The organism is Lysinibacillus sp. BSL11 (assembly GCF_052928325.1).
This window is the reverse complement of record NZ_JAVGCX010000009.1, coordinates 60,476-85,232: the sequence shown is the minus strand read 5'-3', so window position 1 is coordinate 85,232 and position 24,757 is coordinate 60,476. Positions and strand designations below refer to the sequence as shown.

Sequence of the window (24,757 nt, the reverse complement as noted above, 5' to 3'; positions counted from 1 at the left end):
TATTATTCAATGGATGTCATTAATTCATAAAAATACTTTTTCTCCTGCGTCTCATAAAGCTTATACCAAGCATGTAATGTTTCTGGTGTAAAAACATCGAGCAGCCTCAAAACATGGTAGGCAAAATTCAGCGGTGCAATGCCAGATGCCGTTACTAAATTCCCCTCAGTTATGGCTGGCTTCTGTTTAAAATATTCATCCCCCATATAATGTGGACAAAGCATCTTCAAGTATTCGAGATCGTTGCTCGTATGTTGTCTTGTATCAAGCAAACCAAGCTTTGCGAGACCGAACGTTGCACCACAAATTGCAGCTATGAAAACTTCTTCGTTCAACGCTTTTGAGACTTTATTCAATACAGGATCATGAATAGATTCTAGCCATGTATTGCCTCCTGGAAGAATCAAGACATCCATGCTATTCAAGTGACATTCAGCAACGGCAATAGTTGGAAGTATGGTGATGCCACCCATTGTCGTAACAGGACTTCTATCAATCCCTATAGTTATCACCTCTAAAGGCTCTAGCCCCTTTTTAAAATACCTACCTGTATTTAATTCTGCCATTAAATACCCTATCTCCCAATCTGCCATCGTATCAAATACATAAAGATACACTTTTCTTGTCTGCATAATAAACACTCCTTTTATTGAAACTATGCTTAGTATAAAAAAACTTTACTGACATTCTCCGTCAGTAAAGTTTTCATTTCCATAAAAATGTATGAGCTCATATAGAACGTCAATTATCTTTTGCTTTAGACTTATGGGTTCTACTACTTGGATTGATTTTCCATAGGGAAAAAGTAAATAGGGTACATATGTATGTAGTGCTTCCTCATCTACTAAAAATATTGCGTTCTTATTGGTGCGTTCTTTGAGGTGATACTTTAAAAACCAATGCTGACTGATCGCATCCACAGCACTTGTCTTTCCACAAATGATGAAGGGCACAAGCTTCTGTTTATGTTCATCTTGGGGAAAAAGGCTATCCATAAAAAAATCACTGGCAGAGAAAGATTGTGGTCGTTGGAAGGGGATGACGGTTTGATGCAGACTGCTAATTCGGCCTACTTTAAAAGTACGGATTTCATTTCTTACATGACAAAATGCAACGATATACCAGTTTTGATTCCAATAAACCAAACCATATGGATTAACCACCCTACACTTAGATTGCTCTTCATTATTAGTATGGTATTCCATTTCTATAGAGGTTTCCTTTACTATACTCTCTTCTAATTTTTTTAATAGTGGCTCCAATGAGGTTTCTGTTGGACCGATTATCTCGAAACCTTGTAAATGCTGTTGAATCATTTTTTCTTGCTCCTGATTTGAATACATTGTAAGCTTTGCTGTTGCACTGTTTAATGCCTCATCTAAAAAATAACCAGCTTCTTTTGCAAAAATAGAAGCATGAAGTAATGCCGCTTTCTCATCAACATCAAAAATAAGAGGACTTTTAATAAAATTATTCAACAGGGTATATCCCCCATGATGACCTGTTTCAGCTATAATTGGCACACCACTGGCAGAAAGTGAGTTAATATAGCGGTAAACGGATCTGATATTTATCTCTAATTTTTCAGCAATTTCTTTCGCAGTAATTTTCCTACCTGAATTCAACATCCATAAAATCTGCATCATATGATCTATTTTAGACAAACATTTCCACCTCATTGAATTTATGATTTCTGACACAAAATCAGGCTACCTGATACTATTATCAAGTAGCCCTTCGATTATGCCTTTACCAATTCATCTTCCATTTGCTTAAAATTATGTATTAAAGCGTATTTCTGTATGCCACGTGCTTGTTGGATGCTGTCATCTGCGAATTGGCGGAACTTAGCCTGATCCTTTATTGTATAGGCATAGATGGCTTCAATTGCAGGTTGCATCCACGGCTGTGTTAGTTTATCACTTCTCATATCGGCTGATCGACCTTCAAGCGCAGCGATATAGCATAGTGCATAGCTAGTTAAAGGCTCCTTATCAATTTGTCTTGCGGCTGCTTTAGCAGCTCCAAGATTCTCCTCCATAATCGCCTTAATAAAGAGGTAATTGTACTTAATAGCTGGCTGCTTATAATGATGGATGATGACATCGATTGCCTGAATCTGTTCCTCTTTTGTCCCGTAAGCTGATGCATAGAGAGCAGCAAATATAGGCTCTTTTCGATGATTTTTTACCCATTGATCTACCTGCTCCATATTGTTTGTGCGATATAAAATATGTATATGGCGATAAATCATCCCTACCGCAATTAATGCAAATATTCCAAGTGAGATGGATAGACGAACACCCGCTAAGGACAGCGTCAATGCCAATAAAATAATAGCTAAATAAAAGAATGTTAATTTAACAATTTTCATATTACCTCCTACTGTAATTTCCTACGCATTTTACGAGAAAAGATATAACCTGCCCCTATAAAAAAGATAAGAGCCATCACTTTCATAATAGGAATAATAAACAGCTTGCTAATAACGACTACAACGAGGATATAATAGACAACCATCGCCAGTAAAAATAATGTCAGCTTATTCACGAGGTTCCCTACTTTCCTTTAGTGCCGCCTCAATCGCTGCTAAAGCTTTTGGACCCATTCCATGAAGATGAGCTAATGTAGAAAGCTCAACTCTTTCTAGCTGCTTCAATTCTGTATAGCCCGCGGCATGTAATGCGCGAATTGCTGGTTTTGCTACTCCCTTAGGCCACTCTGTCATGCTTGCACGTCCCTTCACGAAAAAATCTTCTCTGCCCTATTATGCAAGTGACAGCAAAGAAATGCAAATAAGTCAAAATATAAACATATACAAGCACGCCGCTATGAAATTTACGATACTATGGATACTCCAGCTAGCAATAATAGAGCCCCCAGCAATTCGTTCATTCACCCAGCCCATCACATAGCCAGCAAGCGCTGTTGTAAGCACAACTAATAAGATTACATGAAGCGGAAGCACCGACCATAGCATGGCACCATGAACACAGCCAAAAACAAAACTTTGCACGACATTACCTACTTGAAAGCCAAAAGTCTTCATTACTCTCTTTAATAAAAAGCCGCGAAATAATAGCTCCTCTGATAAACCTGTTTGAATAATGGCATAGAAAAGCGCTGGAATGACTGCCGTCGCTCCAAGTCCCACGAATTGATTCGCTGCTAGTAAGGAGCGATCAATATAGAAAAAGATTAGCGCAAAGCTCGGTACAAACAGCGCGAAAATGGAGAGTACAATGTACATGGCATACCTTCCCTTGTGCAACACAATCGGCTTTTGCAATCCTATCCACGTTAAAAAGGGCTGTTTTTTTCTCGCTGTGCAAAGCCACCAAATAAATGGAATCACCGAAAATAACATCACTTGCAAAATGGCACTAATTAAACTATTCATCATCTTATTTCCCCTCCTGTTTACTACAAGCATAGAAGAAAGCACCATTATTTTCAATAGTAATTTAATGATAAACATTAAATTGTTTATCTTTATTATTAATTTTTAAATGCTTTACATAAAAATTGCTGTCTACGGAGGTCTCCTTTGTCTTTTCAGTTATTTTCATTTATACTCTATTACAGACATTGAAGGTCTGTAATAGAGACATTAAAACACTGGAGGCTATCACAATGGGTACATTATCTACACATTTATTAGAAAAGGCACGAACTTATGAGCAAAGCACGCGGATATCAGTGCCTGCCTATGACACATTATTTGCCGTGACACAAGCCTATTTCCGCATGCATTTATGGGAACAAGAAGCTTCCCTACTTGTTGTAGGAGCTGGTGGGGGCAACGAGCTTTCTGCATGGGGACCAACAAACCCTAAATGGAAGTTCACTGGGGTTGACCTATCTGAGGAAATGCTCCAAATCGCACAACATAAAGCCGTACAACTTGATATTGAAAGTCGCGTTCAGCTACTACAAGGAACAATCGAGCGCTTGCCACAATCAACACCGAAATTCGATGCAGCAAGCTGTATCCTCGTTCTTCATTTTATTGAAGATCGACAGGAAAAACTTCATCTACTGCAAAACATTCACAAGCACTTAAAACCTGGAATGCCCTTTGTCCTCGCATGTGCCTACGGAGATCGAGAAAGTGACGAACTACAAGATCGCATCAAAATATGGCAAAGCTACTTTTTAGATGCCGGCTATACAAAAGAAAAGGTAGATAGCATGGGCAAGGGCATCATGAATATTTCCTTCCTCTCCGATCAAGAAATCCAACAGCTATTAAGTGAAGCGGGCTTTCAAAACATTACCCGCTTTTTCTCCTCAGGTCTCTTCTCAGGATGGATGAGCCACGCCTAAACACAAAGCCCCCTCCATTACACAATAAATGGTGGGGGCTGAAGTTTAGATATAAAAGGGCATTGAGCGGGCTCTTCTTCTGATGGATCACTTTCTCCTCATGTTTGAGCGGGTTCTCCTTCAGTTGGATCACTTTTCCTCATGTTTGAGCGGGTTCTCCTTCAGTTGGATCACTTTTCCTCATGTTTGAGCGGGTTCTCCTTCTGATGGATCACTTTCTCCTCATGTTTGAGCGGGTTCTCCTTCTGATGGATCACTTTCTCCTCACATTTGAGCGGGCTCTCCACCAACTCCCATCACATCGAAAAAAATCACCAATAAATACTGTAATAATAAACAGTTTCATCAACCGTCATGCCCATTTTTTCATAGAGCTTCTGTGCTTGGACATTATCTCTGGCGGTTTCAAGCATCATGTAACGAGCACCTTCCTGCTGACAATAGGCATAGCATTGCTCCATCAACGACTGTGCTATACCTTGTTTTCTGGCTTGTTCCGCCACAAATAAATCATTTAAGAGAAACGCTCGTTTCATAGCTACAGATGAAAAGACTGGAAACAATTGTGCAAATCCAACTGGCTTCTCCTCCAAATATGCCAGAAAAATAATAGACTCTCCTCCCATCACTCGCTCCTGTATAAACTGCTCGGCTTGCTGTAAATCAGATGATTGTCCATAAAATTCACGATAGGCATTAAATAATGGGACTACTTCTCCTATCGTTTCCTGTGTCACCTTACAAATTTTCATGTTATGCTCTCCATTTCCTTTTGATTGTCCTTCTAGTATGATGGTAGTAAATAATCTGACATTTCAAAAGAAACAGTTCCAAACATTTTAACATGTCAAGGTGGTGCCTTATGGACGATTTTATCTTTCTATTAACAGAAAAGGAGGCAAAATATAAGCAAGTGTATCAGCAAATTAAAGTACTTATTACGCAAGGTACACTTCAAACAGATGATTCCCTGCCCTCCATACGAAAACTTGCAGAAACTTTACAGGTCAGTCGTAATACTACATTAACCGCTTATGAACAGCTTGTCGCAGAAGGATACATACGTGGGGAGGGACGAAAAGGCTATTTCGTCAATGCACTAGAGCAGGTTTTTCTAAAGGAGCAGGAACAGCCCCCTATGACACAGCCAAAAAAGAAGGTTGCATCCTATCTTGTAGATTTTCGCGCAGGGGCTGTCGATCAGCAACATTTTCCCATGAAAACATGGCGCCAAATTGCCAATCAAGTATTACAGGAATCAACCTGTTACGAATATGGAGAACTGTTTGGAGAATCAGTGCTAAAGGAGCAGCTTGTGCCGTATTTACTACAAGCAAGAGGGGTTTATACAACGAGCGACAATATCATTATCGGTAGTAGCACACAGCAAATGCTCTTGTATCTTGGCTTTTTACTAAAAGATTCTTTTCCAAGCATTCTTTTGGAAGACCCTGGCTATGACGGTGCACGTGAAGCCTTCCAGTTACATCACTTCGAAATAGAGTCACTACCTGTAATGGAAACAGGAGCTCAACTTGATATACTCCAAAGCTGTCAATCACGCTTAATGTATGTCACCCCGTCACATCATTTCCCATACGGAGTGTCCATGTCTATTCAGCAGCGACAGACCTTAATACAATGGGCTCAACAAGTCGATGGTTATATTCTAGAGGATGATTATGATGGAGAGTTTCGCTATACGCAACAGCCATTTCCTGCCCTGGCCTCCATCGACTCATCAAGGGTAATCTATCTCGGCACCTTCTCAAAATCGTTTTTACCAGGTGTGCGTTTAAGCTATATGGTGCTACCAAATGCACTTGTTCAGCCATATAAAGAGCGTTTTGCTCACTTTGAACAAAATGCTTCGTCCCTCCATCAACGCACTATGGCCCAATTTATGGCGCAGGGAGAATGGACACGCCATATTAAACGAATGCGTTTGACCTATAAACAAAAAATGCAGCACCTTGTACAGGAGCTACAACGACATTTTGGGCAGCAAATATCCGTGTTAGGCGAGCAATCAGGCCTCTATGTATTAGTGAAAATAAAGTCTCCACTTTCCGAGCAGCAGCTAATCCAACGAGCGGCGACTTACGGTGTGAAGGTTTATCCGACAAGCCCCTTTTTTATCCATCAAACAAATAAGGAACCAATGCTGCAATTAGGCTTTAGTAAATTAGCGTTGGAAGAAATCAAGCTGGGGATTGAGCTGTTAAAAGAGGCGTGGCAGCCATAACCGTCAACGTTATGGCTTTAACCCCCATACCTCTTAAAAATAATCAATAAATGTTGGGATACCCACTGGTAAAACCGCCTCAAGCAATGCAATTTCCTCTGCACGTCCCTGTAATCGTTCAATTTTTTCTAAATAGGTTGGACGTTTGTAGCCTAACAGCATGGTAGCCAGTGTTTGCACTGTTAAATGCACAGCATTCGCGTTCAACGTCTCACTTACCTTCTGCACAGCAAGGTTTCCATCTTTCATTTTGATGATGTAGGTACCATTATTCCATGCCACAGTGCGATCACTGACAGCTAGCTGAAGCTCGAAATCCTGACCGATAAATGGATAGCGCAGTAAAAATTCTTTGACATCGACGATTCTTGCCATGAAATAAGGTGATACCTTTTGAATGATTTCGCTGTCCTCTAATAGAAAGGCTACCGCTTCATTTCCGGTTGTTTTCCCGTAGACATTGTAGACCATCGAGCTGTGAGCCGAGACGAAATTCCATAAACCTTTACGAGCCTCTTCCTGCAAATAGACGATTTCATCAATGTAATAATTTTCCTCCATAATACGATAGAACATATAGCCCTGCGCCACATCTTCTTCATCATAGTAGACCGCTGCCTGAAGGTTCACATCACTATCTATAAATTTCTCCTCCCAGAAATCCTCCTGAAATTTCTCGTTCCAGGCAATACTATTGCGCACCATTACGCCATGCGTTTTCTGTGCATAGCGTGCGTAGATATCCACCACATCCTCATGCTTCGGATCAACTCGGCGAATTTTCCCATTAAGACCAGCATAATGAGGAAGCTGTGTATCCTTCACTTGAAATTCCACAATATCACTCATAATTTCCCATCCCTTTTTGCGGTAATAAGGAATAGAATATGGAAATAAATAGGATATATACTGTCCTTCATTTCGCATACTTTGCAGACTTTCAATTATCAAGCTCTCCATTAAGCCATGTCCTGAATATTCAGGGTATGTCCCAACTGCTGTGATGCCACCCATTTCATAAATCTTACCATGCACATTCACCTCAAAAGGCAAACTTAATATTTGCGATACAAGCTGTGAACCATCAAACCACCCGATGGCATGCCCTTCATTAAATTGCCTACTCTTCGCATTCACAAAGCGACGATCCTTGTGAATGGACATTGACATTTGAAAGACATAATTCAGTAAATCAATGGACTGTGCCATTTCATCTAATCGGATTTCTCGCATGATTAAGCCTTTTCGTTGATTCATGATTCTCTCTCCTCATCAAATAACTCTCTTAATATAGACTGTGGCGCATCTAAAAAACGTTTGGTCACGATGTAATGTATGGTATCCTCATAGCGAATGGATTCAATTTCTCCTTGATCAAAACTATAAATCGTTGCATTGGGATAGCCAAGCAAAATGGGTGAGTGTGTAGCAATAATAAATTGTGCCTCATGCTCAAGGTCCTTCATTATTTTCAGCAAGCTCAGCTGCCTCGTTGGAGACAATGCCGCCTCAGGCTCATCCAATAAATAAATGGCTTTACCCTTAAAGCGATTCATAAATAACGCAAGAAAGGATTCACCATGAGATTGGTGGTGTAGAGATTTCCCACCAAAAGCAGCATATTTGTTTGGATGGCGCTCTAACAAATCAATATGACTGGCAAATTGATAAAATGTTTCTGATCGAAGAAAAAACCCATTCGATATTTTCGTCAACCACGACAAACGGATATATTCCCCCAATGAAGATTCCGCCTTATGTACTTCATATAAATTTTGACGACCGCCACCAGCCGTATTGAAATCGCAGCGATCAGCAATCGCCTCCAGTAATGTTGATTTCCCCGAACCATTTTCCCCAACAAAGAACGTCACATTCGTCGGGAACTCCAGCTCATGCAAATCCTGCAATCTTGGAATATTAAAAGGATACTCCTGTTTATTGGGAATCGTATCCTGTAACACCTTACATGATTTTAAATACATTTCATTTCCTCCTTACTCTTATTATAACGAACATCCCCCTAGCTGAAACGTAATCCACCCACCTGTTTGATTGAAATGTCACCTTTTTATGTAGCCACCCGAGCCAGCCAAACATAAATAGCCTAAAACAGCTGACGAAGTCCCTACCATTTTCACAAATCGCTATGAGATATTTCCCGAGAAATAAATAAAAAACATGTCGAAAGTTGCAATTTCTACCTGTAGTATCATGTCATATTTTTGATTTTTTTATAAAATAAGCGGACATTGACCTCCTCTTTAACTGACAAAGTGAATGATTTCCCCACAACATGCAGTAGTGTTTTCCATAGCAATTTTATTTCGCTGTGGCTTGCTAAATGATTGTCTCTAATAAGTGGGATGCCTCTCTTTTTGATCACCTAGACTTCCTTTCTGAGCGGATATTTTGGATCACTTTCATTACTAAATTAATCCGATTCAAAAAAAGGCTCAATACCTATTTCTTTTAACAATAATCCCCAATTACTTCTTTTATTTGCCAAATGTTGTTTAGGTATTAAAATTTCTTCTCTTAATCGCTGAAACAAATTCAGGTTATGCTCTGGAAACCATTCTTCATAACTGATCCCTTGATTTAATTCTATTTTTATTAAAAACAAAACAATCTCTTCAAACATATAAGGAAATTCTTTCTCTATCTGCTCATGATGTGCTAACAGTGCATAAAGATAATCTTTAAAACGATAAAATCGCTTTTGGTCTAATGGATTTGAGCTCCATTTCTTATTTTCCTCCCACTCTTGAATTGGCTGAAATATCTGAAGAGAACCTGTTTCCCAAGTACCCAGCATACAAGTAAATGCAGCTATAGCGTACTTTCTCGTTTCATAATCTGGATCTCCAAAATATTTATAGTATTCCTCCCGATACTTACCAAAATTTCCGCTAGTATGATAACCTCCAATAGCAAAACCCTCCAACCCCCGTTTTGCTTGTTCGATGATATTATTTGTCATTCTTCTTTCTCGCCCCTTTTTCTAAATTTTTTTGTCATGGTAGTCTAATAACAATAACCTGTCATAAAATTCCATAGTTATTTTAACATAAATATCCAACAAAAAAATCAACTCACCTCTTAATCAATCTATCGAGGTAAGTTGATCTAAAATTAAACTTCATCAAAATAAATCAGCCTTCTTCACAATGATCAATTTATTTAACTATATTTTTTAGAAACTACAAACTCAGTAATTGGCATAGTAATCCAAGCAAGTCCTATGACAATAACAAGTGGAATATTCTTAATATCATTTAAAGCGGTTACTCTTTCTGAGATCACTAAAACAATAACCATAAATAACAGTAAAAGATAGTAACTAATTTTTGAACTAACAAGTGTTATATGTTTTTCTAACTCATCTTTTTTTCCTTCATTTACTCCGTTCATTTCTCCCCAAGTAATGGACTGAAATAAAAGACCTATTCCTAAGAATACAAAGAAAATTGTCGCTGCACCAATCATTTCTTTCGTGATCCATTCATATACACCGTAACTACCAATAGAAACAATAATAACTAAAGAACCGATTAAACTTACCTTTTTTGTAATCGTCACTTTTTCTCATTCCTTCCATATGTAAAAATAAATAATTCTTCTATAGGAGCACTTAAAATATAGGACAAAGTAAAAGCCAATTCCAAACTTGGATCATATTTATTATTTTCAATGGCATTAATGGTCTGCCTTGTCACATTGCATAACTCCGCTAATTTACCTTGTGAGAGGTTATTTTTTTCTCGATATACCCTTATTTTATTTTTCATTTCTAACACCACTCCGCTCCTGGCTTGTAAAAGATCTTTTACACCATAATATTAAGGTAGGACAAATAAGGTGTCAAACATATTTTACACCCAATTATTTTATTAGCTCTTATCACATAGTTTTTTGTTATTTACTATGTCGTGAACCAAAATACTTCAGGTTTAAAAAACTGTACACCTAGAGACCCCTTTCAATTTTTAATTATCTTAAGCATCTATTCGTTGTTCTTCATTTTTTGATCACCACCTCCAAAGTTCTAACTATTATCCCTTGCTCATAAATTGAGTAACAATCAAAAGTCAGAAGGAGAATCGCGATGTTTGTGACTCATTATTACGAAAACAAGACGTCCGTTTTAAGTCAATTGCTCGTCAAGCTACCTACTGTGGAAGAAGATATTCGCATTAAAGGGCGTAAGGCAAAGGTGTTGGAGGTACTACAAATTGATGACAACAATTTTCATGTGAAGATATTGTTCGAAAAAATCCCTAAAAAGCAGCCTCTTAAAGAGCTTGGAAAGAAAAAGAGATAATCGACTAAAACATGGTTTATTCCCTTAAATTTCGGGAATAAAATAAGTAAGCTAATCATTCACTTTAAATTTCTTCAAGCTAAACCGTTGACTTTTTAATTGATAACAATTATCATTATCAATAGATTATTTCTTTCTCCAAATTGCTTCATTCAGAATCCCCCTCTTTTTTGAATAAGCATGTATCAAACGGATATTCTTACATCAGACTAAGAGTATCCGTTTTTATCTGTACATGAGGAGAACTTTACATACTAAAGGAGCTGTTTTGACATGGATTATCGTATTGAAAAAGATACTATGGGTGAAATTAAAGTACCTGCTAATAAAATTTGGGGCGCGCAAACACAGCGCAGTAAAGAAAATTTCCAAATTGGTACGGAACAAATGCCAATCGAGCTTGTGCAAGCTATGACGATCCTAAAGAAAAGTGCGGCCATTGCGAATAATAAATTAGGCAAACTTTCTGATATTAAAACAAATGCCATCGTGCAGGCTGCAGATGAAATTTTAAATGGTCAATGGGACGATCAATTCCCTCTTGTGGTTTGGCAGACTGGTAGTGGTACACAATCCAATATGAATGTGAACGAAGTCATTGCTCACCGTGCGAATCAACTATTAAAGGATGCTGGTGAAGCGGACCGTATTCATCCTAATGATGATGTCAATAAATCACAAAGCTCTAATGATACATTCCCAACAGCATTGCATATTGCGGCTGTTTTAAAAGTGGAAGATTATTTATTACCAAGACTACGTTTACTAAAAGCAACTTTGGAAGATAAAGCCGCTCAATTTAAGGACATTATTAAAATTGGTCGTACGCATTTACAGGATGCGACACCTCTTACATTAGGTCAAGAGATTGGCGGTTGGGCAGCCATGCTCGCAAAATCAGAGCATATGATTATCCATAATATTGACTATATGAAGGAGCTTGCAATTGGTGGAACAGCGGTCGGTACAGGAATCAATGCTCACCCTGAATTTGGTGATCGTGTGGCTGAGGAAATTAGTGTGCTAACAGGCAAACAATTCACATCGGCTGCAAATAAATTCCATGCCTTAACAAGTCATGATGAAGCTGTTGTAGCACATGGTGCATTAAAAGCTTTAGCGGCTGATTTAATGAAAATTGCCAATGACGTTCGCTGGCTAGCAAGTGGCCCTCGTTCAGGTATTGGGGAAATTACGATCCCAGAAAACGAACCTGGCTCTTCCATTATGCCAGGTAAAGTTAACCCTACCCAAAGTGAAGCAATGACAATGGTTGTCACGCAAGTAGTTGGAAATGACGCAACAATTGCCTTTGCCGCTTCTCAAGGTAACTTTGAATTAAACGTCTTTAAACCAGTCATCATTTACAACTTCTTACAATCAACTCGCCTATTAGCAGACACAATGAAATCATTTAACGACCATTGTGCGGTAGGCATTGAGCCAAACAAAGAAGTACTTGATCATAATTTACAAAATTCATTAATGCTTGTAACAGCATTAAATCCATATATTGGCTATGAAAACGCAGCAAAAATCGCAAAACAGGCCCACAAAGAAGGCACGACCTTAAAGGCAGCAGCCATCGCAAGCGGATTACTTACAGAAGAACAGTTCGATGAATATGTAGACCCAGCAACAATGATTTATCCGAACGTAAAATAGAAGCAATGCACGTTGACTATGCAATTGATATATCATCATCTCTGATAATATCCCCTATTTTGAGCAACAAGTGTATTTTACAACATGTTAGTGTGGCTAATAAAATACGGCTAGCGTATGTATAGGAATGCGTGAGTAAAAAAGATTGAGGCTAATCGCTTCAATCTTTTTTTCTTTATAACCCAGAACCCCTTTGAAGCTTTTTAGTCTTTAGCGTTATTTGCCTTTTCCTATAAACAATCAGACCAATAATAGAAAGAAGTAAAAGTACACTACTAGCAATTAAAAAGAATAAAGATAAACCTCTCTTTTCTCCCCAGTTGTTAAATGCTTGTGAGAAACCTATAAAAACCATTAAAAAAGATAGTACTAATTGAGGTTTTGAAACTTCTTTAAACAATAAGATACCTCCCTTTTTATTCACTTAATAATTTGAGGTGTTAAATGTAAATTAGGGCTGATTAAAACTGCAACGTGTGTAAAGTAACGCGTGAGTAAGGCTATTTAATTTATCTAGTTTCTATAAAAGTAAAAATGCTAGAATTTTGTTATAACCTTCTGGCGTATATGTATGATTTTTACGTTAGGTCAATGTTAGCTTATTTTGAATAGCAACCTAAACGAACGTTTACACCTCAAAAAAAAAAAAGCATATCATAATTTGGAATATGCCTTCATATTTAAATTCAAACTCTTTTTAAGAAATTTATGATTGGATATGTGACTTTTAATAAATCAATCATACATAAACAAATTAAGACCACCCATCACGGATTGGCTTTTTTAAAAACGCCTCAGTTTACTATGAAAGATTATTTTTATTACTTATAAAGGAAATTTGTTCAGCTGATATAATAAAATCAATTAAATCCATCGTTTCATTTTGTAGCAAAACCTGAAATTCATATTTGTCATTCACTTTATATATTTCCTCATACAGCCACCATGCATCTTCTAACAAATTATCTTGTTTGATAATATTAAAATTTTCAAATATGACCTCATCTATATTTGTATAACTCCCGTTGTTATCAAGGAGTAAATTTAAGGATTTATCATTCTTGATTGATTTTATAATTTTGCAATCATGGAAGCTAAAATCCCCATCAATTTCTATATCCAGTAATGCTGAGTTTTCTTTTATATATCTTTTATAATCTTCAATTACTGTAGTTACAATTCTTTTATTTTCCTCGCAAAGTTGAGTTACAGCATTTATTACATTACGAGTTGCCTTATCTAAAGCAAACACCCTTATATCTGCAATCTGTTTTACTATTGTTTTTGGTAATTGCTTTTTTAAATACATAAGATTATGTATGAAAATATCATGGAATTGTTCTATTCCCTTCTCTTTATTAAAAGGTTCATAGTGATTATCTTCATCTCTGTTTGCTGTTTCATTAAATTTTAATATTAAATTAGCTTCTTCCTGTAAAGTAAGCCAACTATTTAATTCAAAGTCGTAAAGCTGTTGAAAATATTCTTCTGAGAATGTTTCAGCTTGCTTTTCTTCCTCTAAATGCAGATGGAGATTATTTTTTTGACACAGTTCATGCCATTCTTTAGTAAAATATTTCATTTTATTACCCTCGTCTCTCTAAGTAGATAAATTTTCCATTAACCTACCTCGCTAGCTTAATAATCTAATTAAACCCTAACTTGGCGATCCTGTAGTAAAAAACCACATGGTCAATAAAATCAACCAAATTATTACAATGCCAATAACTAAACGCTTCATACACAAGCCCCTCTCAGATCTTACTTCCACTAATCTGCTTTGTAATGTAATAATACCTCTTAACTCTTTCATTTGGATAACTATTTCCATTTATCACTCCAACCAATTAGCATGGATGAAAGCAAAATTAAAAGACATGAATCCCGATAGGATATCGAATCTATGCCAAACAGCTTCCTAATGAAAATAATTGTATCTATCCTATGCAGTCACTTCATCGGAGAGTGGTTTATTCTTCCACCTATGTAATCCATCCTCCATTACAGATGCTTATAACAAATTAAAATTCTCTCAGCTTATCTCGTCCAGCTTTACATTAAACGACAATTCATCGTCAATTAGATTAAACGTATTAGCATTATCCTGTTTAGATAATATAGAGATATAATCATAGTAGTTTGGTAATATTTCAAAATCAGCATTTAAATAATCTCGTATTAATTGATCATCTTGAAACTTTGAAATATCCCCTATTAACAAATCATGTTTTATTAATTCTTTAGTATTGTTAGTAAAATCAGATACTACGTATGATAGAATATTGTTCTCATATTGCAATTTTTCAGAAGCACCTGAATAATTTAATAAAGATATCAGTGTTGCATTATTAAAATTTTGTTGATCAATTAAAGATGAAACCTTCATTAAATAAATAGATTCAAGGTGGTCATGATAAGGATTTTCAATATCTACATTTTTATACATTGATTGTTTTTCAAAGGGTCTAATTCTCCCGGTTTTTAACAGCAAAAAGTGATTATGATTGCTTAGATAGATGTTTTTGGAAGTATCTAATCTTAGTAAATTATCTCCGTTTGGAAGTAAAGGATTTAATTGTTTTATCTCTCCTGTTGAAGTGTCTACTAAAAAAATACATTGATAAAAAGGATGTCCATAGTTCATTTCTCTTTTCGTAATAAAATACAACAAATATTGATGATTAAGGTAAATTAACTTGGAATAATAGCTTTCATCCTTAAGTTCTTCAGAAGAAAAATAATTGTATAAATTTAATGTTACCGCATTTATTTGACTGAATGTTTGAAGATTAATTCTATGAAAATTTATGCTATTTTTATCTTTTAGACTAAAACAAAATTCATTATTCACAGTATCCAAAGCAAACTCGTCATAGCGGGTGTCTAAGCGTTGTTTGTTTTTGATCGTGCCGTTTTTTAAATGAATCACACATTGCGCAATACTATCATTTTCTACTAAAATGGCCTCAAACTCTTCTTTAATTTCATTTGTAGGAATTAGTTGTTTATTATTCAAAAATATTCCTCCTGATATTTTTCTTTATAGTAAATAAATCTATTTTACTTTTACTCCTTACCAGCCTCTGAATAAAGAAGTTTTTCGAGTTCGTCCACCTTGCTCCCGTCTAATTGGTGTGTGAGCCCATATGTTTCACCCTTGCCATCGTTATTGATGATTACGTTGAGATCGTGAAGTAATTCAGTGAAATACGTAAAACACTTAGTTAATTTTCCATAGAACTCAGCTGTATCAAGACCTTGCTGTTTCTCTACCGATATCACATAATCCAGATGTCCCATCAAAATCTGCAGTACATTTAAATTTTCAAAATCCTTTTGAAGGTCTTCCCCTTGAACCCTAAAATAAATCATTTCCTTCGTGAGACGATCTGCCCTTAGATAATATTCGTCTACGTCTGTTGTTTTGTTAATATCTTGGGCATGATAGGCAATCCATGCTTCCAACGTTGGTTCAATTCCATAGTTATTGAAGCCTTCTGGGGTTGAAACATCCTTCCAGATTTTCGAAGGGTTTACTGTTGTTACTTGTTTGATTTTTGTTACTTCTGTTTTTACCTTTTCGCCTTTCGTTTCTTCTTCCTCGATACAACCTGTTAACAATCCACTAATCAATAGTCCTGTCAATACAACTTTTATGAGCTTCATCTCTCTCACTCCTTAGAAGGTTATCCATTACTTATAACAATACCTTACATTAGTTAATTTTATAATATTTTCCATTTAATAAATACGTGAAATATGGCTGATTTTCTATTTATCTCGCAGTAAAAAAAGCCACCCCTCATAATGAGTGCGACTTTTCTAACCACCTAAAATTCACTTTTCAATAGGGAAAAGATAGCGAGATCCACATACTTCCCTTTTTCAAATTCATGTTGCCTCAAAAGGCCCTCTTGAGAAAAGTTTAATTTTTCCAATAGTTTGATAGATGCTATGTTTTCTGGTTCTATTTTTGCTTCGATTTTATTGATTCCCATGGATGTAAAGGCAAAGTGGATGATCATGCTTAAAGCCTCTTGCATCACACCCTTCCCCCAATAGTCAGGGTTTAAATCATAGCCAATTTCTATACGATTATGCTCTTTTTCATAATTCAAATAGCCACATGTGCCAATCACCTTGTTGGTCTGAATTTCCTCGATTACCCATCTTAAGCCTTTTTGTTCTTTAAAAATTTTCTCATACCAATTGATTTCATCAATAGCATCTTCAACTGAAGCAAACAATGGTAATGGCAGGTACTTCACTACATTTTCATTAGAATAAAGACTTAAAATATCTTGGGCATCATCCAATATCCCTTTTCGTAAAATAAAACGTTCTGTTTCCAATTGAGGAAAAACCGTAAATTCGAATTGTGTATGCATACTACTCCCCTTTTTCACCATTTATTAGCATTTTACTATTGAATAATAACACAAAAACCTCTCATACTCTCTTTCTATTGCTATTACAAATCCTTCGTTATTATAGTAAATTGATTACAACCAAATAGCACCAACTCCGTCTAATAATTGAAAGGGTGTGGAAGATGCTTGAACATGTGAGAACATCAATAGAAGTTAGCAGTGAATGTAGTAAGGAGGAGAGGCTTGAATGGTTGATGAAGGCATACGGAGATGACATAGCACGTCTTGCCTTTACGTATATAAAGCACAAGCAGCTTTCGGAAGATATTGCGCAAGAAGTGTTTATAAAGTGCTATGAGCAATTAGATAATTTCAGGAATGAATCTTCCTATAAAACATGGTTATATCGAATTACTGTCAATCTATGTAAAGATAAATTAAAAAGCTGGTCTTATAGAAATATTGTTCTGACAGAATTTTTCTCAAAAATTAAGAGTACTAGTAAATCTCCTGAGCTGGAATTAGTCGGACAGGAGGATAAACGATTACTTTCTGAAAAGATTCTTGCTCTACCAATACGGTACAGAGAACTTATTATTTTATATTATTATGAAGAGCTGTCCTATAACCAAATAGCTGATTTGTTAGATTTGCGTTTACAAACCATTAAGTCTCGACTTCATAGGGCTCGCCTTTTGCTCAAAAAATCAATGGAGGGGTGCAAGATAAATGAATGATATGTTTAAAAATATAGGCAAGGCATTGGATGACACGGCATTCAAGGACATTCATTTTAATGAGAAACATAAAGAAAAAGTAAGGCAGAGGCTTCGAAAAGGTCACAAGAAACAACCCCAATTTCAATCCATTTTCAATCATTTGTTACCTATAGCTGTCATTGGTTTTTTTCTTATAGGGGCTAGCTATTTTATGGTCACGGAGCTGACAGAACAACCAGTTGCTAAGGGAGACCGTTCACACGAACCTACAATGGAAACTACTCTTTATCATCCCCCGATCCAAGAAGAATTTTATGGGGATATGACGAAAGAGGAAGTCGTGAGTAAATTATTAAATTCGATCGATTATTTTCACTCTGCAGCTGGAAAATTTGAAGAATATAAAATTTCTCAAGACGATTCCACTAGAACATTAGGTGTTACTTATAAAGTAAGTACCAAAAAAGAAATTGGAGGCTATGAAAAAATAATCGCTTTAGATGATAACACGACGGGAATCAAGAACGATACACAGGAGTATTATTATAACAACAGAAAGAGCTGGTTAAAATATACAGCACTTAATGGACAAAAAGTTTCTACAGTTAGTGAAACGAAACAGAAGTCAAAACGAGACATAGTTACTCCTGAGCAAGCTTTTAGTATTGACTTGAAATATCCGCCTATTTCATCTAATAAATTGAGAGAAAGACCTTCATTTGGAAGTTCAAGTATGTCGTTGTTCGCTTATGAGAAAGCAGCTAGTTATTTAAGAAATATGGAACATTGGGAGATTGAAAAACAAAATGAAGCGTTGTTAGGTCATAATACAATCGTATTAGCTGGGAAAATGGATGAAACGGTGACAAATAGTGAAAATTTAAAAGGCACGACAGAAGCGTTTCGTTTTTGGGTGGATAAAGATACTGGCATTCTCGTTAAAAGTGAAACATATGACCAAAATGGTGAGCTGACAAGCTATGTTCATCCAGAAAGGCTTGAAGTGAATGTGCCGATTGATCCACAAGAATTTATTCCAGACTTAGAGGGCTATCAGCTTCCTAGCAAACAGAAAAAAGATTGAGGCTTATTGCTTCAATCTTTTTTCTGTTTGAAGGTTTTAGTTTCTCAACATCATCAAACATTTCTCATCGATTTCTACCTCATCTACTGGCAGTTGGTCTAACGAAAGTTCGAATTTTTTCTCATGGTCCTCCCCTTCTTCTCCTATCCAGCAAATATAGATTTCGCAATAATCTCCTTTGGGAAGGAAATTCTTTAGAAAGTCACAAACATGAAGAAAAGTTTTTTTGGCTTTTTCATAGTTATGTGGGGAAGACACTTTATTCTCGTTATGCATTTGCCAAATGGGCTCTCCCTTTGTTTCGATTTCATATACATAGGGTGTTGTAAAATGCTTTGCCTGTACAATTTGGCGATTCTCTTCTACTGAGAAAAAATAAATTATGTCAATTTCATTTTCTGTATAGTCATCCTGTATTTCAACTGGAAAATTGAAGCCTATATAGGTTGCCATACTCATATTTTGCTCCTCCTATTAAAAAAACCCTGTAAATGTACAGGGTGTCAGCAACGTAGCTGTTGATAGTGTAAATAGACACGCTTTTGAGTTCGTGCTTCGACGAAATTTCCTTGCATCACCATTTCTTGGGCCACGCTTTGAAGAAATTGCTTGAAGGAAAAAGGCTTCGAGCGACGGGCTGTTCGCCTCTTTTTGTGAGGCTTGCTACCGTAGTTGGTCTACCGTGATGGCTGTTGCTTTGATGGTTTGGTGTTGCGGCGGTGTTTTTGGTTCAATATAGAGCGTTGTGTAATACGCATCCGCAATGACAATCACGTAAATAATGAATAGTAATCGTTTTGTTCAATGGTTCAAAAAAATCATTTCTCCCTTTTTTATAGCTGATAATGAAAACTTGTCTACTTATCATACGAGCAATTGATCAAAAGGTTTCAAAAATATTTAAAGGGAGACAAATTTCTGTCTCCCTCACGCCTCTAAGCTTCTGCCACCATCATTTTCCCAGCGATCAATGTCCCAGTGATCCTCATCTTTTTCTCTCCTGATACCCATTGCATTCAATGGAACGAATGACATTTTGTCCCTCACCCTTTTCAAGCGTTCTTATCTAGTTTATGAAGCGAAAGGGGTTTTCGTTCATCGTAAAATAGGCTTAATTTTAAAGCCTAAGGCAATCGCAGCCCCAATACAGCTAAAAAGACAGCCTAGAATTAAATAAATACTAAGTGTTGATTCGCCAATGACAACTGAAGCAAAACCGCCAATTACGGGGAATAACGCAACCATATAGCCACTTTTTGCCCCGCCTATTCGTTCGACTAGTTTTAAGTAAAATAACCATGCGAGGAAGGATGCGATAAGCGTTAAGTACAAGAGAGCCGATAAGTAGGTAAAAGATTTAGGTATCACGACTGTTTGTCCCTGTAGCCAAACAATGGCACACATGACTGCACTGCCCAATGCAAAACCAATGGCATTGGCATAAACGGGGTTTATTTGATGCTTGGCATTTCGGGCAGAGCTTGCATCTCCGATGGCTGTCAGGACAGTCCCTACGAAGGCAATCAAAACTCCTTTTAACTCGATATTATGTAAAGCTGGATAAATCAGCACCCCCACGCCGATGACACCTAAAATGCCGCCAATTAAAACACGACGATGCAATGGCTCCTTGAGAAATATCCGTAGAGCGATGGGTGTTAGTATGACTTTTAATGAAAAAATTAATGTGACAATCGCAGCCGAGCTCCATATCGTCGCATAATACAGTGCTAAATAGCTGAATGCAAAATTACAAACGCCAAAAACGATGATAAACGGTACATCGCGCTGTTGTGGTTTACCCTGTGGTTTCAAGAACCAAGCAAGGATGAAAAATAAAAGGGCTGTCATGACTAAACGATAGGTTAAAGATAATTCTAAACTGACTGGCGTTCCTTGAATTTTGACTGCAATAAAATTAAGACCCCAGACAATTAAACAAAAGATATACATAAAATTTGTCATACTGTTTCAAATTCCTTCTACGTTGCTATTCCTGCCATCTTCCCATTATGATCGTATGATAGAACATACCATCTGCAAGGCATTTATCATTTTTCAGAATGCCTTCCACTAAAAAGCCCATTTTTTTATAGAGCTGTATCGCTTTTTCATTGGTTTCTAACACTTCTAGTGCTATTTTGCGAACACCATTGGCATCTGCCCAATCAATGGATTCTTGCAGCAAGGCTTTTCCGATGCCATAGCCCCAAAACTCTTTACTGACACCAACACCAAATGTTACTTTATGGGCAAGCCTTTTGAGTGGAGAGCCCTCACACCTTGAGAATCCAACGATCCGATCATCGACAACCGCTACTAAACATAGATTTTTGGGGCTTTCGCTATCATGTTGAATAAGCCGCTCAAAGCCTGCTCGATCAATCAACGCCTCGCCCTGTTCACGATCGAAGTTTTCCGTTTCACCGTCTAATTGCAAGCGTAAATTCGATAAGGCTTGGGCATCTTCGCGTCGGGCACAGCGAATTGTATAGGATAGCTCTTTTATCTGGAGCTCTTTCTGATCAATCAGCATGTTCGAATCCTCCAATTGACTGAATCCGCACAAAACGATTATGCCAAATGGATTCGTGATGTTGAATAATTTGTGGTGCTGCCAGTACATTACTATCTAAGGTGCTATGTGCATCTTCTATTAAAATATTATGCTGGTAGCCATGACTAAAAGCACTACGGATTGTTGTATCAAGACAAAACTCTGTTTGAGCACCCGCGAAAATCAATTGGTCGATGTGATGCGCTTGTAAATAAGCTGCAAGCTCCGTTTGATAGAAAGCGTCCCACGTTGTTTTTTGAATCACTTGATCCTCCGCCTGTCTAAGTAATCCATGATAGAGTTCCCAGCCTGGTTGACCTAATGTAAAATCCACATCATCTGCGTCTGTATGCTGAATAAAAATAACGGGTACTTCGTTGCGCCGTGCCCATGTAATGGAGGCATTAATATTTTTGATAATAGCTTCACTGTTCCAAAGATTTTGCTGGCCATCTAGAAAGAAAGCCTCTTGTATATCGATAATGATGAGTGCTTGTTTCATCGTGTCCTCCTTTGTGTATCAGTAGTAACATTTTTAATTGTACAGAAAACAATCTTCCATTAAAAGAAAATTTTGAACAACAAAAAGCACCTTTACAACATCGTAAGGTGCCTCAACTATGTACGGTACCATCTAATACATGTCACTATTAGATGGTGTCATGCGCTTGCATCATTTGATATAGGCTAATGTTTGATAAACTTGGTGAACCGAATGATTAAATGCTTGCTGTTCCTCTTCGTTTAAATGCAATTCAATTACACTTTCAATACCAGCTCCCCCTAAAACAACGGGGACACCGATGCAGGCATTGTTTACTTGATATTCGCCCTGTAAATACGTAATGATGGGCAATACTTTCCGTTGATCCTTCACAATCGCTTCAATCATTTGGACAATGGCGGCGGCTGGGGCATAGTAAGCACTGCCATTGCCAAGTAGGGCGACAATTTCGCCTCCACCTTTTCGCGTTCGCTCCACTAATTGCTCAATCTGTGCTTGTGGCATTAATTTTTCTAGTGGTATTCCTCCGACATACGTATAGCGAACGAGTGGCACCATTTCATCGCCATGCCCACCCAAGACGAAGCTCGATATATCCTCGACAGCGAGCTGAAGAGCCTGTGCGATAAAGGTATTAAAGCGCGCTGTATCTAAAACACCTGATTGTCCCATGACACGATTTTTGGGAAAACCTGTAGTTTTCAGACAAACATAGGTCATGGCATCAACAGGGTTACTTAAGACGATAATATAGCTAGTTGGCGCATAACGTTTGATCTGTTCGCTTACGGTGCGGATGATTGCCGCATTTGTATGAATTAAATCCTGTCGTGTCATGCCAGGCTTTCTTGCAATACCTGCCGTGATAACCACAATATCAGCATGAGCTATTTCCTCATACTTTGAAGTAGCCGTCACCTGTACGTTAAATCTTTCTATGGGTCCAGTTTGGAGAATATCTAGTGCCTTCCCTTTCGCAGCATTTTCGAAATCTGGTAAATCGATAAGCACAATATCCCCGATCTGTTTCTGTGCGACCATTAACGCTACGGTTGCACCTGTATGTCCAGCGCCAATGATGGCGATTTTGGGTCGCCTAAAGCTCATCTGCCTCTCCCTCCTAACGACATAGATTCATTGCTAAAGATCGCCGATTACTTATCTGCCTGCTCATCCTCGACAAGTTTTGTTTGCTGAGGCTTCTGGCGAGCGCTTGTTTTTTTGGCTGCTGTCTCCGTCGCTTTTGTCGCTTGTTTTTCATCAATAATCGCTGTGAATACTTCATTGGCTGCTCGTGGAATTACATGTGCGCTTAGTAGCTTGCTCGTTCGCGTTGCTGCCGCTTTGCCAGCCTCAACCGCAGCCTGTACTGCACCAACATCTCCCTCGACAATAATGGTTACGATACCACCGTCTACTAGCTCCTGTTTCACTAATTGGACATTGGCTGCTTTTAGCATAGCGTCCGCAGCCTCAATGGAGCCAATCAAGCCATACGTTTCGATCATTCCTATCGCTTCTGTCACTGTGTTCACCTCACGATTCATCTGTGCCATCTATAATGCCAACAACAATGGCATCAATTGGACAAATACTGGTCGTAGAAAAACTTCGTACGGCAGCACTGCCCATTGTTAAAATGACATTATCCCCAACACCTGCACCTATACGATCTGCAGCAACAATTTGTTCATCACTCAGTTGACCATCCAGCTTTATTGGCTGGATAATGAGTAATTTCAATCCCTGTAGCCCTTCCTCTTTACGTGTTGCCCAGATATTTCCGACCACTGTTCCTATCCGCATGCATCCTCATCCTTTTTCGTGAAACTGAAGTTCAATTTCTAATTTTTCCACGGCCTCCTTCGCCAGTGCCGTCAACCTTGCCTCTTTGGGGACTATCACTGTCTCACCTTGATAACGGCTTACATCATTTGCCGTTATAATCTTGTGTTTAATTTCAATTGGAGGACGAACGAAGTTATTGTAAGGCTCTCCTGCCATCTTACCTGTTATAATTGAACCTGTTTCGCCCTGTTGGATGAAGCCTGCGTTTGCTTCATCTGTATCTATATGCATTTCTAATTGATAGTGATCAGCCACACGAATTTTCACTTGCTCAAAGGTAATGGGACGTCGCCCTTGCACCTTAACGGAGACATATTGACCGTTTTGAACACCTAACTGCTGTGCATCAGCAGGTGCCATATGAATATGTGCTTGTGCGATAATGACCCCTTCTTGTAAAATCAAACTTCCCCTAGGTCCTACCAGGATACAGCTAGCTGAGCCAGCAATTTCACCCGATTCACGCAAAGGTGGTTGAATTCCTAGGGCAATCGCATCAGTATGACTAATTTCAATTTGTGTGAAGGTGCGAGCTGGACCTAATACACGTACATTTTGGATGCTTCCTTTTGGTCCCACCACCTGTAGCGTTTCATGTGCTGCAAACTGGCCGGGTTGAGCTAACATTTTTTTCACACTTAACTTAGCACCTTTCCCAAATAGCTGCTCGACATGCTCTTGTTGTAAATGAATATGCCTTGCAGAGATACCTATAGGAATTTCATATGATGTAGAAGCTGCTTCTTTTTTAGGTAGTAATTCGGCTATGACATCATTAACAATTTGCATTATTGTTTGTTCATTCATATAGCCACCTCACTCATTATTACACTTTTAAAATCGCTTCCAATTCTGCATGTGGTCGTGGAATCACATGTACAGATAATAGCTCTCCAACACGTTGTGCTGCTGCGGCTCCTGCATCTGTTGCGGCTTTCACAGCCCCTACATCCCCGCGAACAAGTACCGTGACAATACCGCCACCCACATGGACTTTACCAACAATATTCACATTGGCAGCCTTGACCATTGCATCGGCTGCTTCAATAGAGCCCACTAAGCCCTTTGTTTCAATCATTCCTAATGCGCCTAAATTCATCTCGTATCCCTCCTT

General features: G+C 37.8%; 32 protein-coding genes. 6 read left to right on the top strand and 26 right to left on the bottom strand.

The window, feature by feature from the left end; all coding sequences use genetic code 11:
- Positions 1-2: 2 nt before the first annotated feature.
- From RCJ95_RS12340 to RCJ95_RS12315, 6 genes are all read right to left on the bottom strand, one after another.
- Positions 3-632: a type 1 glutamine amidotransferase family protein gene (locus RCJ95_RS12340; RefSeq protein ID WP_274772824.1), complete on the bottom strand. Its 630-nt coding sequence runs from the start codon at positions 630-632 to the stop codon at positions 3-5.
- A gap of 45 nt (positions 633-677) precedes the next feature.
- Positions 678-1,664: a helix-turn-helix transcriptional regulator gene (locus RCJ95_RS12335; protein ID WP_221683188.1), complete on the bottom strand. Its 987-nt coding sequence runs from the start codon at positions 1,662-1,664 to the stop codon at positions 678-680.
- A gap of 77 nt (positions 1,665-1,741) precedes the next feature.
- On the bottom strand, positions 1,742-2,374 hold the full coding sequence (locus RCJ95_RS12330; RefSeq protein WP_257521934.1) for a hypothetical protein: 633 nt from the start codon (positions 2,372-2,374) through the stop codon (positions 1,742-1,744).
- Positions 2,375-2,382: 8 nt separating this feature from the next.
- Positions 2,383-2,550 carry a hypothetical protein gene (locus RCJ95_RS12325; protein ID WP_016993359.1) on the bottom strand — a complete coding sequence of 56 codons (168 nt, stop codon included), beginning with the start codon at positions 2,548-2,550 and terminating at the stop codon, positions 2,383-2,385.
- Positions 2,543-2,728, bottom strand: coding sequence for a hypothetical protein (locus RCJ95_RS12320; protein ID WP_202341883.1), 186 nt, complete (start codon positions 2,726-2,728; stop codon positions 2,543-2,545). The genes RCJ95_RS12325 and RCJ95_RS12320 overlap by 8 nt, the downstream gene beginning before the upstream one ends.
- A 72-nt stretch (positions 2,729-2,800) precedes the next feature.
- Complete coding sequence (locus RCJ95_RS12315) at positions 2,801-3,403, bottom strand: CPBP family intramembrane glutamic endopeptidase (RefSeq protein WP_221683186.1); 603 nt, start codon at positions 3,401-3,403, stop codon at positions 2,801-2,803.
- 230 nt (positions 3,404-3,633) lie between these two features.
- Here RCJ95_RS12315 and RCJ95_RS12310 point away from each other — a divergent pair, with 230 nt between their 5' ends.
- Positions 3,634-4,326 (top strand): class I SAM-dependent methyltransferase, encoded by a 693-nt coding sequence (locus tag RCJ95_RS12310; RefSeq protein ID WP_274772818.1) that lies wholly within the window; start codon positions 3,634-3,636, stop codon positions 4,324-4,326.
- 311 nt (positions 4,327-4,637) lie between these two features.
- Here the strand turns inward: RCJ95_RS12310 and RCJ95_RS12305 are convergent, their stop codons facing one another.
- Positions 4,638-5,078 (bottom strand): GNAT family N-acetyltransferase, encoded by a 441-nt coding sequence (locus RCJ95_RS12305; protein ID WP_257521932.1) that lies wholly within the window; start codon positions 5,076-5,078, stop codon positions 4,638-4,640.
- Between the two features lie 110 nt (positions 5,079-5,188).
- Between RCJ95_RS12305 and pdxR the strand changes: the two genes are divergently transcribed.
- Positions 5,189-6,571 (top strand): MocR-like pyridoxine biosynthesis transcription factor PdxR, encoded by a 1,383-nt coding sequence (gene pdxR / locus RCJ95_RS12300; protein ID WP_221683183.1) that lies wholly within the window; start codon positions 5,189-5,191, stop codon positions 6,569-6,571.
- A 33-nt stretch (positions 6,572-6,604) separates the two neighbouring features.
- Here the strand turns inward: pdxR and RCJ95_RS12295 are convergent, their stop codons facing one another.
- The 5 genes from RCJ95_RS12295 to RCJ95_RS12275 form a co-directional block, all read right to left on the bottom strand.
- Entirely contained in the window at positions 6,605-7,828 is a 1,224-nt protein-coding gene (locus tag RCJ95_RS12295) for a GNAT family N-acetyltransferase (RefSeq protein ID WP_221683182.1), read from the bottom strand.
- On the bottom strand, positions 7,825-8,556 hold the full coding sequence (locus RCJ95_RS12290; RefSeq protein WP_446722362.1) for an AAA family ATPase: 732 nt from the start codon (positions 8,554-8,556) through the stop codon (positions 7,825-7,827). Before RCJ95_RS12290 ends, RCJ95_RS12295 begins: the two co-directional genes overlap by 4 nt.
- Before the next feature lie 449 nt (positions 8,557-9,005).
- The gene (locus tag RCJ95_RS12285; RefSeq protein ID WP_446722361.1) at positions 9,006-9,554 is read right to left on the bottom strand and encodes a hypothetical protein; all 549 of its coding nucleotides are present in this window, start codon (positions 9,552-9,554) and stop codon (positions 9,006-9,008) included.
- Between the two features lie 200 nt (positions 9,555-9,754).
- Positions 9,755-10,153: a hypothetical protein gene (locus RCJ95_RS12280; RefSeq protein ID WP_221683180.1), complete on the bottom strand. Its 399-nt coding sequence runs from the start codon at positions 10,151-10,153 to the stop codon at positions 9,755-9,757.
- Positions 10,150-10,362 (bottom strand): helix-turn-helix transcriptional regulator, encoded by a 213-nt coding sequence (locus RCJ95_RS12275; protein WP_221683212.1) that lies wholly within the window; start codon positions 10,360-10,362, stop codon positions 10,150-10,152. The genes RCJ95_RS12280 and RCJ95_RS12275 overlap by 4 nt, the downstream gene beginning before the upstream one ends.
- Positions 10,363-10,679: 317 nt before the next feature.
- Between RCJ95_RS12275 and RCJ95_RS12270 the strand changes: the two genes are divergently transcribed.
- Both RCJ95_RS12270 and fumC read left to right on the top strand, forming a co-directional pair.
- A complete protein-coding gene (locus RCJ95_RS12270) occupies positions 10,680-10,895 on the top strand; it encodes a hypothetical protein (RefSeq protein ID WP_312130176.1) in 216 nt (71 codons plus the stop codon).
- A 273-nt stretch (positions 10,896-11,168) separates the two neighbouring features.
- Positions 11,169-12,560, top strand: a complete 1,392-nt coding sequence (gene fumC / locus RCJ95_RS12265) for a class II fumarate hydratase (protein WP_221683178.1) — start codon at positions 11,169-11,171, stop codon at positions 12,558-12,560.
- A 175-nt stretch (positions 12,561-12,735) separates the two neighbouring features.
- Here fumC and RCJ95_RS12260 read toward each other — a convergent pair whose 3' ends face one another.
- The 5 genes from RCJ95_RS12260 to RCJ95_RS12240 all read right to left on the bottom strand — a co-directional run bounded on the left by RCJ95_RS12260 (position 12,736) and on the right by RCJ95_RS12240 (position 16,948).
- On the bottom strand, positions 12,736-12,960 hold the full coding sequence (locus RCJ95_RS12260; protein ID WP_257521929.1) for a hypothetical protein: 225 nt from the start codon (positions 12,958-12,960) through the stop codon (positions 12,736-12,738).
- A 402-nt stretch (positions 12,961-13,362) separates the two neighbouring features.
- Positions 13,363-14,142: a DUF4085 family protein gene (locus RCJ95_RS12255; protein ID WP_446722360.1), complete on the bottom strand. Its 780-nt coding sequence runs from the start codon at positions 14,140-14,142 to the stop codon at positions 13,363-13,365.
- 450 nt (positions 14,143-14,592) lie between these two features.
- Positions 14,593-15,576, bottom strand: a complete 984-nt coding sequence (locus RCJ95_RS12250; protein WP_446722359.1) for a hypothetical protein — start codon at positions 15,574-15,576, stop codon at positions 14,593-14,595.
- A 50-nt stretch (positions 15,577-15,626) separates the two neighbouring features.
- Positions 15,627-16,226, bottom strand: coding sequence for a hypothetical protein (locus tag RCJ95_RS12245; protein WP_221683175.1), 600 nt, complete (start codon positions 16,224-16,226; stop codon positions 15,627-15,629).
- A gap of 164 nt (positions 16,227-16,390) precedes the next feature.
- Complete coding sequence (locus RCJ95_RS12240) at positions 16,391-16,948, bottom strand: GNAT family N-acetyltransferase (RefSeq protein ID WP_446722358.1); 558 nt, start codon at positions 16,946-16,948, stop codon at positions 16,391-16,393.
- A gap of 164 nt (positions 16,949-17,112) precedes the next feature.
- Between RCJ95_RS12240 and RCJ95_RS12235 the strand changes: the two genes are divergently transcribed.
- Both RCJ95_RS12235 and RCJ95_RS12230 read left to right on the top strand, forming a co-directional pair.
- Complete coding sequence (locus RCJ95_RS12235; protein ID WP_274772764.1) at positions 17,113-17,667, top strand: sigma-70 family RNA polymerase sigma factor; 555 nt, start codon at positions 17,113-17,115, stop codon at positions 17,665-17,667.
- Positions 17,660-18,733 carry a hypothetical protein gene (locus tag RCJ95_RS12230; protein WP_274772762.1) on the top strand — a complete coding sequence of 358 codons (1,074 nt, stop codon included), beginning with the start codon at positions 17,660-17,662 and terminating at the stop codon, positions 18,731-18,733. The genes RCJ95_RS12235 and RCJ95_RS12230 overlap by 8 nt, the downstream gene beginning before the upstream one ends.
- Before the next feature lie 36 nt (positions 18,734-18,769).
- Here RCJ95_RS12230 and RCJ95_RS12225 read toward each other — a convergent pair whose 3' ends face one another.
- The 9 genes from RCJ95_RS12225 to RCJ95_RS12185 form a co-directional block, all read right to left on the bottom strand.
- On the bottom strand, positions 18,770-19,192 hold the full coding sequence (locus RCJ95_RS12225) for a hypothetical protein (protein ID WP_274772761.1): 423 nt from the start codon (positions 19,190-19,192) through the stop codon (positions 18,770-18,772).
- 636 nt (positions 19,193-19,828) lie between these two features.
- On the bottom strand, positions 19,829-20,698 hold the full coding sequence (locus RCJ95_RS12220; protein ID WP_221683171.1) for a DMT family transporter: 870 nt from the start codon (positions 20,696-20,698) through the stop codon (positions 19,829-19,831).
- A gap of 25 nt (positions 20,699-20,723) precedes the next feature.
- Positions 20,724-21,269, bottom strand: a complete 546-nt coding sequence (locus tag RCJ95_RS12215; RefSeq protein WP_274772759.1) for a GNAT family N-acetyltransferase — start codon at positions 21,267-21,269, stop codon at positions 20,724-20,726.
- Positions 21,259-21,792, bottom strand: coding sequence for a cysteine hydrolase family protein (locus RCJ95_RS12210; protein WP_274772757.1), 534 nt, complete (start codon positions 21,790-21,792; stop codon positions 21,259-21,261). Before RCJ95_RS12210 ends, RCJ95_RS12215 begins: the two co-directional genes overlap by 11 nt.
- A gap of 171 nt (positions 21,793-21,963) precedes the next feature.
- Positions 21,964-22,902: a malate dehydrogenase gene (gene mdh, locus RCJ95_RS12205; protein WP_221683168.1), complete on the bottom strand. Its 939-nt coding sequence runs from the start codon at positions 22,900-22,902 to the stop codon at positions 21,964-21,966.
- Between the two features lie 47 nt (positions 22,903-22,949).
- A complete protein-coding gene (locus RCJ95_RS12200; protein WP_004228984.1) occupies positions 22,950-23,342 on the bottom strand; it encodes a BMC domain-containing protein in 393 nt (130 codons plus the stop codon).
- The gene (locus RCJ95_RS12195) at positions 23,332-23,601 is read right to left on the bottom strand and encodes a EutN/CcmL family microcompartment protein (protein WP_004228986.1); all 270 of its coding nucleotides are present in this window, start codon (positions 23,599-23,601) and stop codon (positions 23,332-23,334) included. The genes RCJ95_RS12200 and RCJ95_RS12195 overlap by 11 nt, the downstream gene beginning before the upstream one ends.
- A 6-nt stretch (positions 23,602-23,607) precedes the next feature.
- Positions 23,608-24,450 (bottom strand): phosphate propanoyltransferase, encoded by an 843-nt coding sequence (pduL, locus tag RCJ95_RS12190; RefSeq protein ID WP_313150071.1) that lies wholly within the window; start codon positions 24,448-24,450, stop codon positions 23,608-23,610.
- Between the two features lie 19 nt (positions 24,451-24,469).
- Positions 24,470-24,742 (bottom strand): BMC domain-containing protein, encoded by a 273-nt coding sequence (locus RCJ95_RS12185; protein WP_221683166.1) that lies wholly within the window; start codon positions 24,740-24,742, stop codon positions 24,470-24,472.
- Between the last annotated feature and the right edge of the window lie 15 nt (positions 24,743-24,757).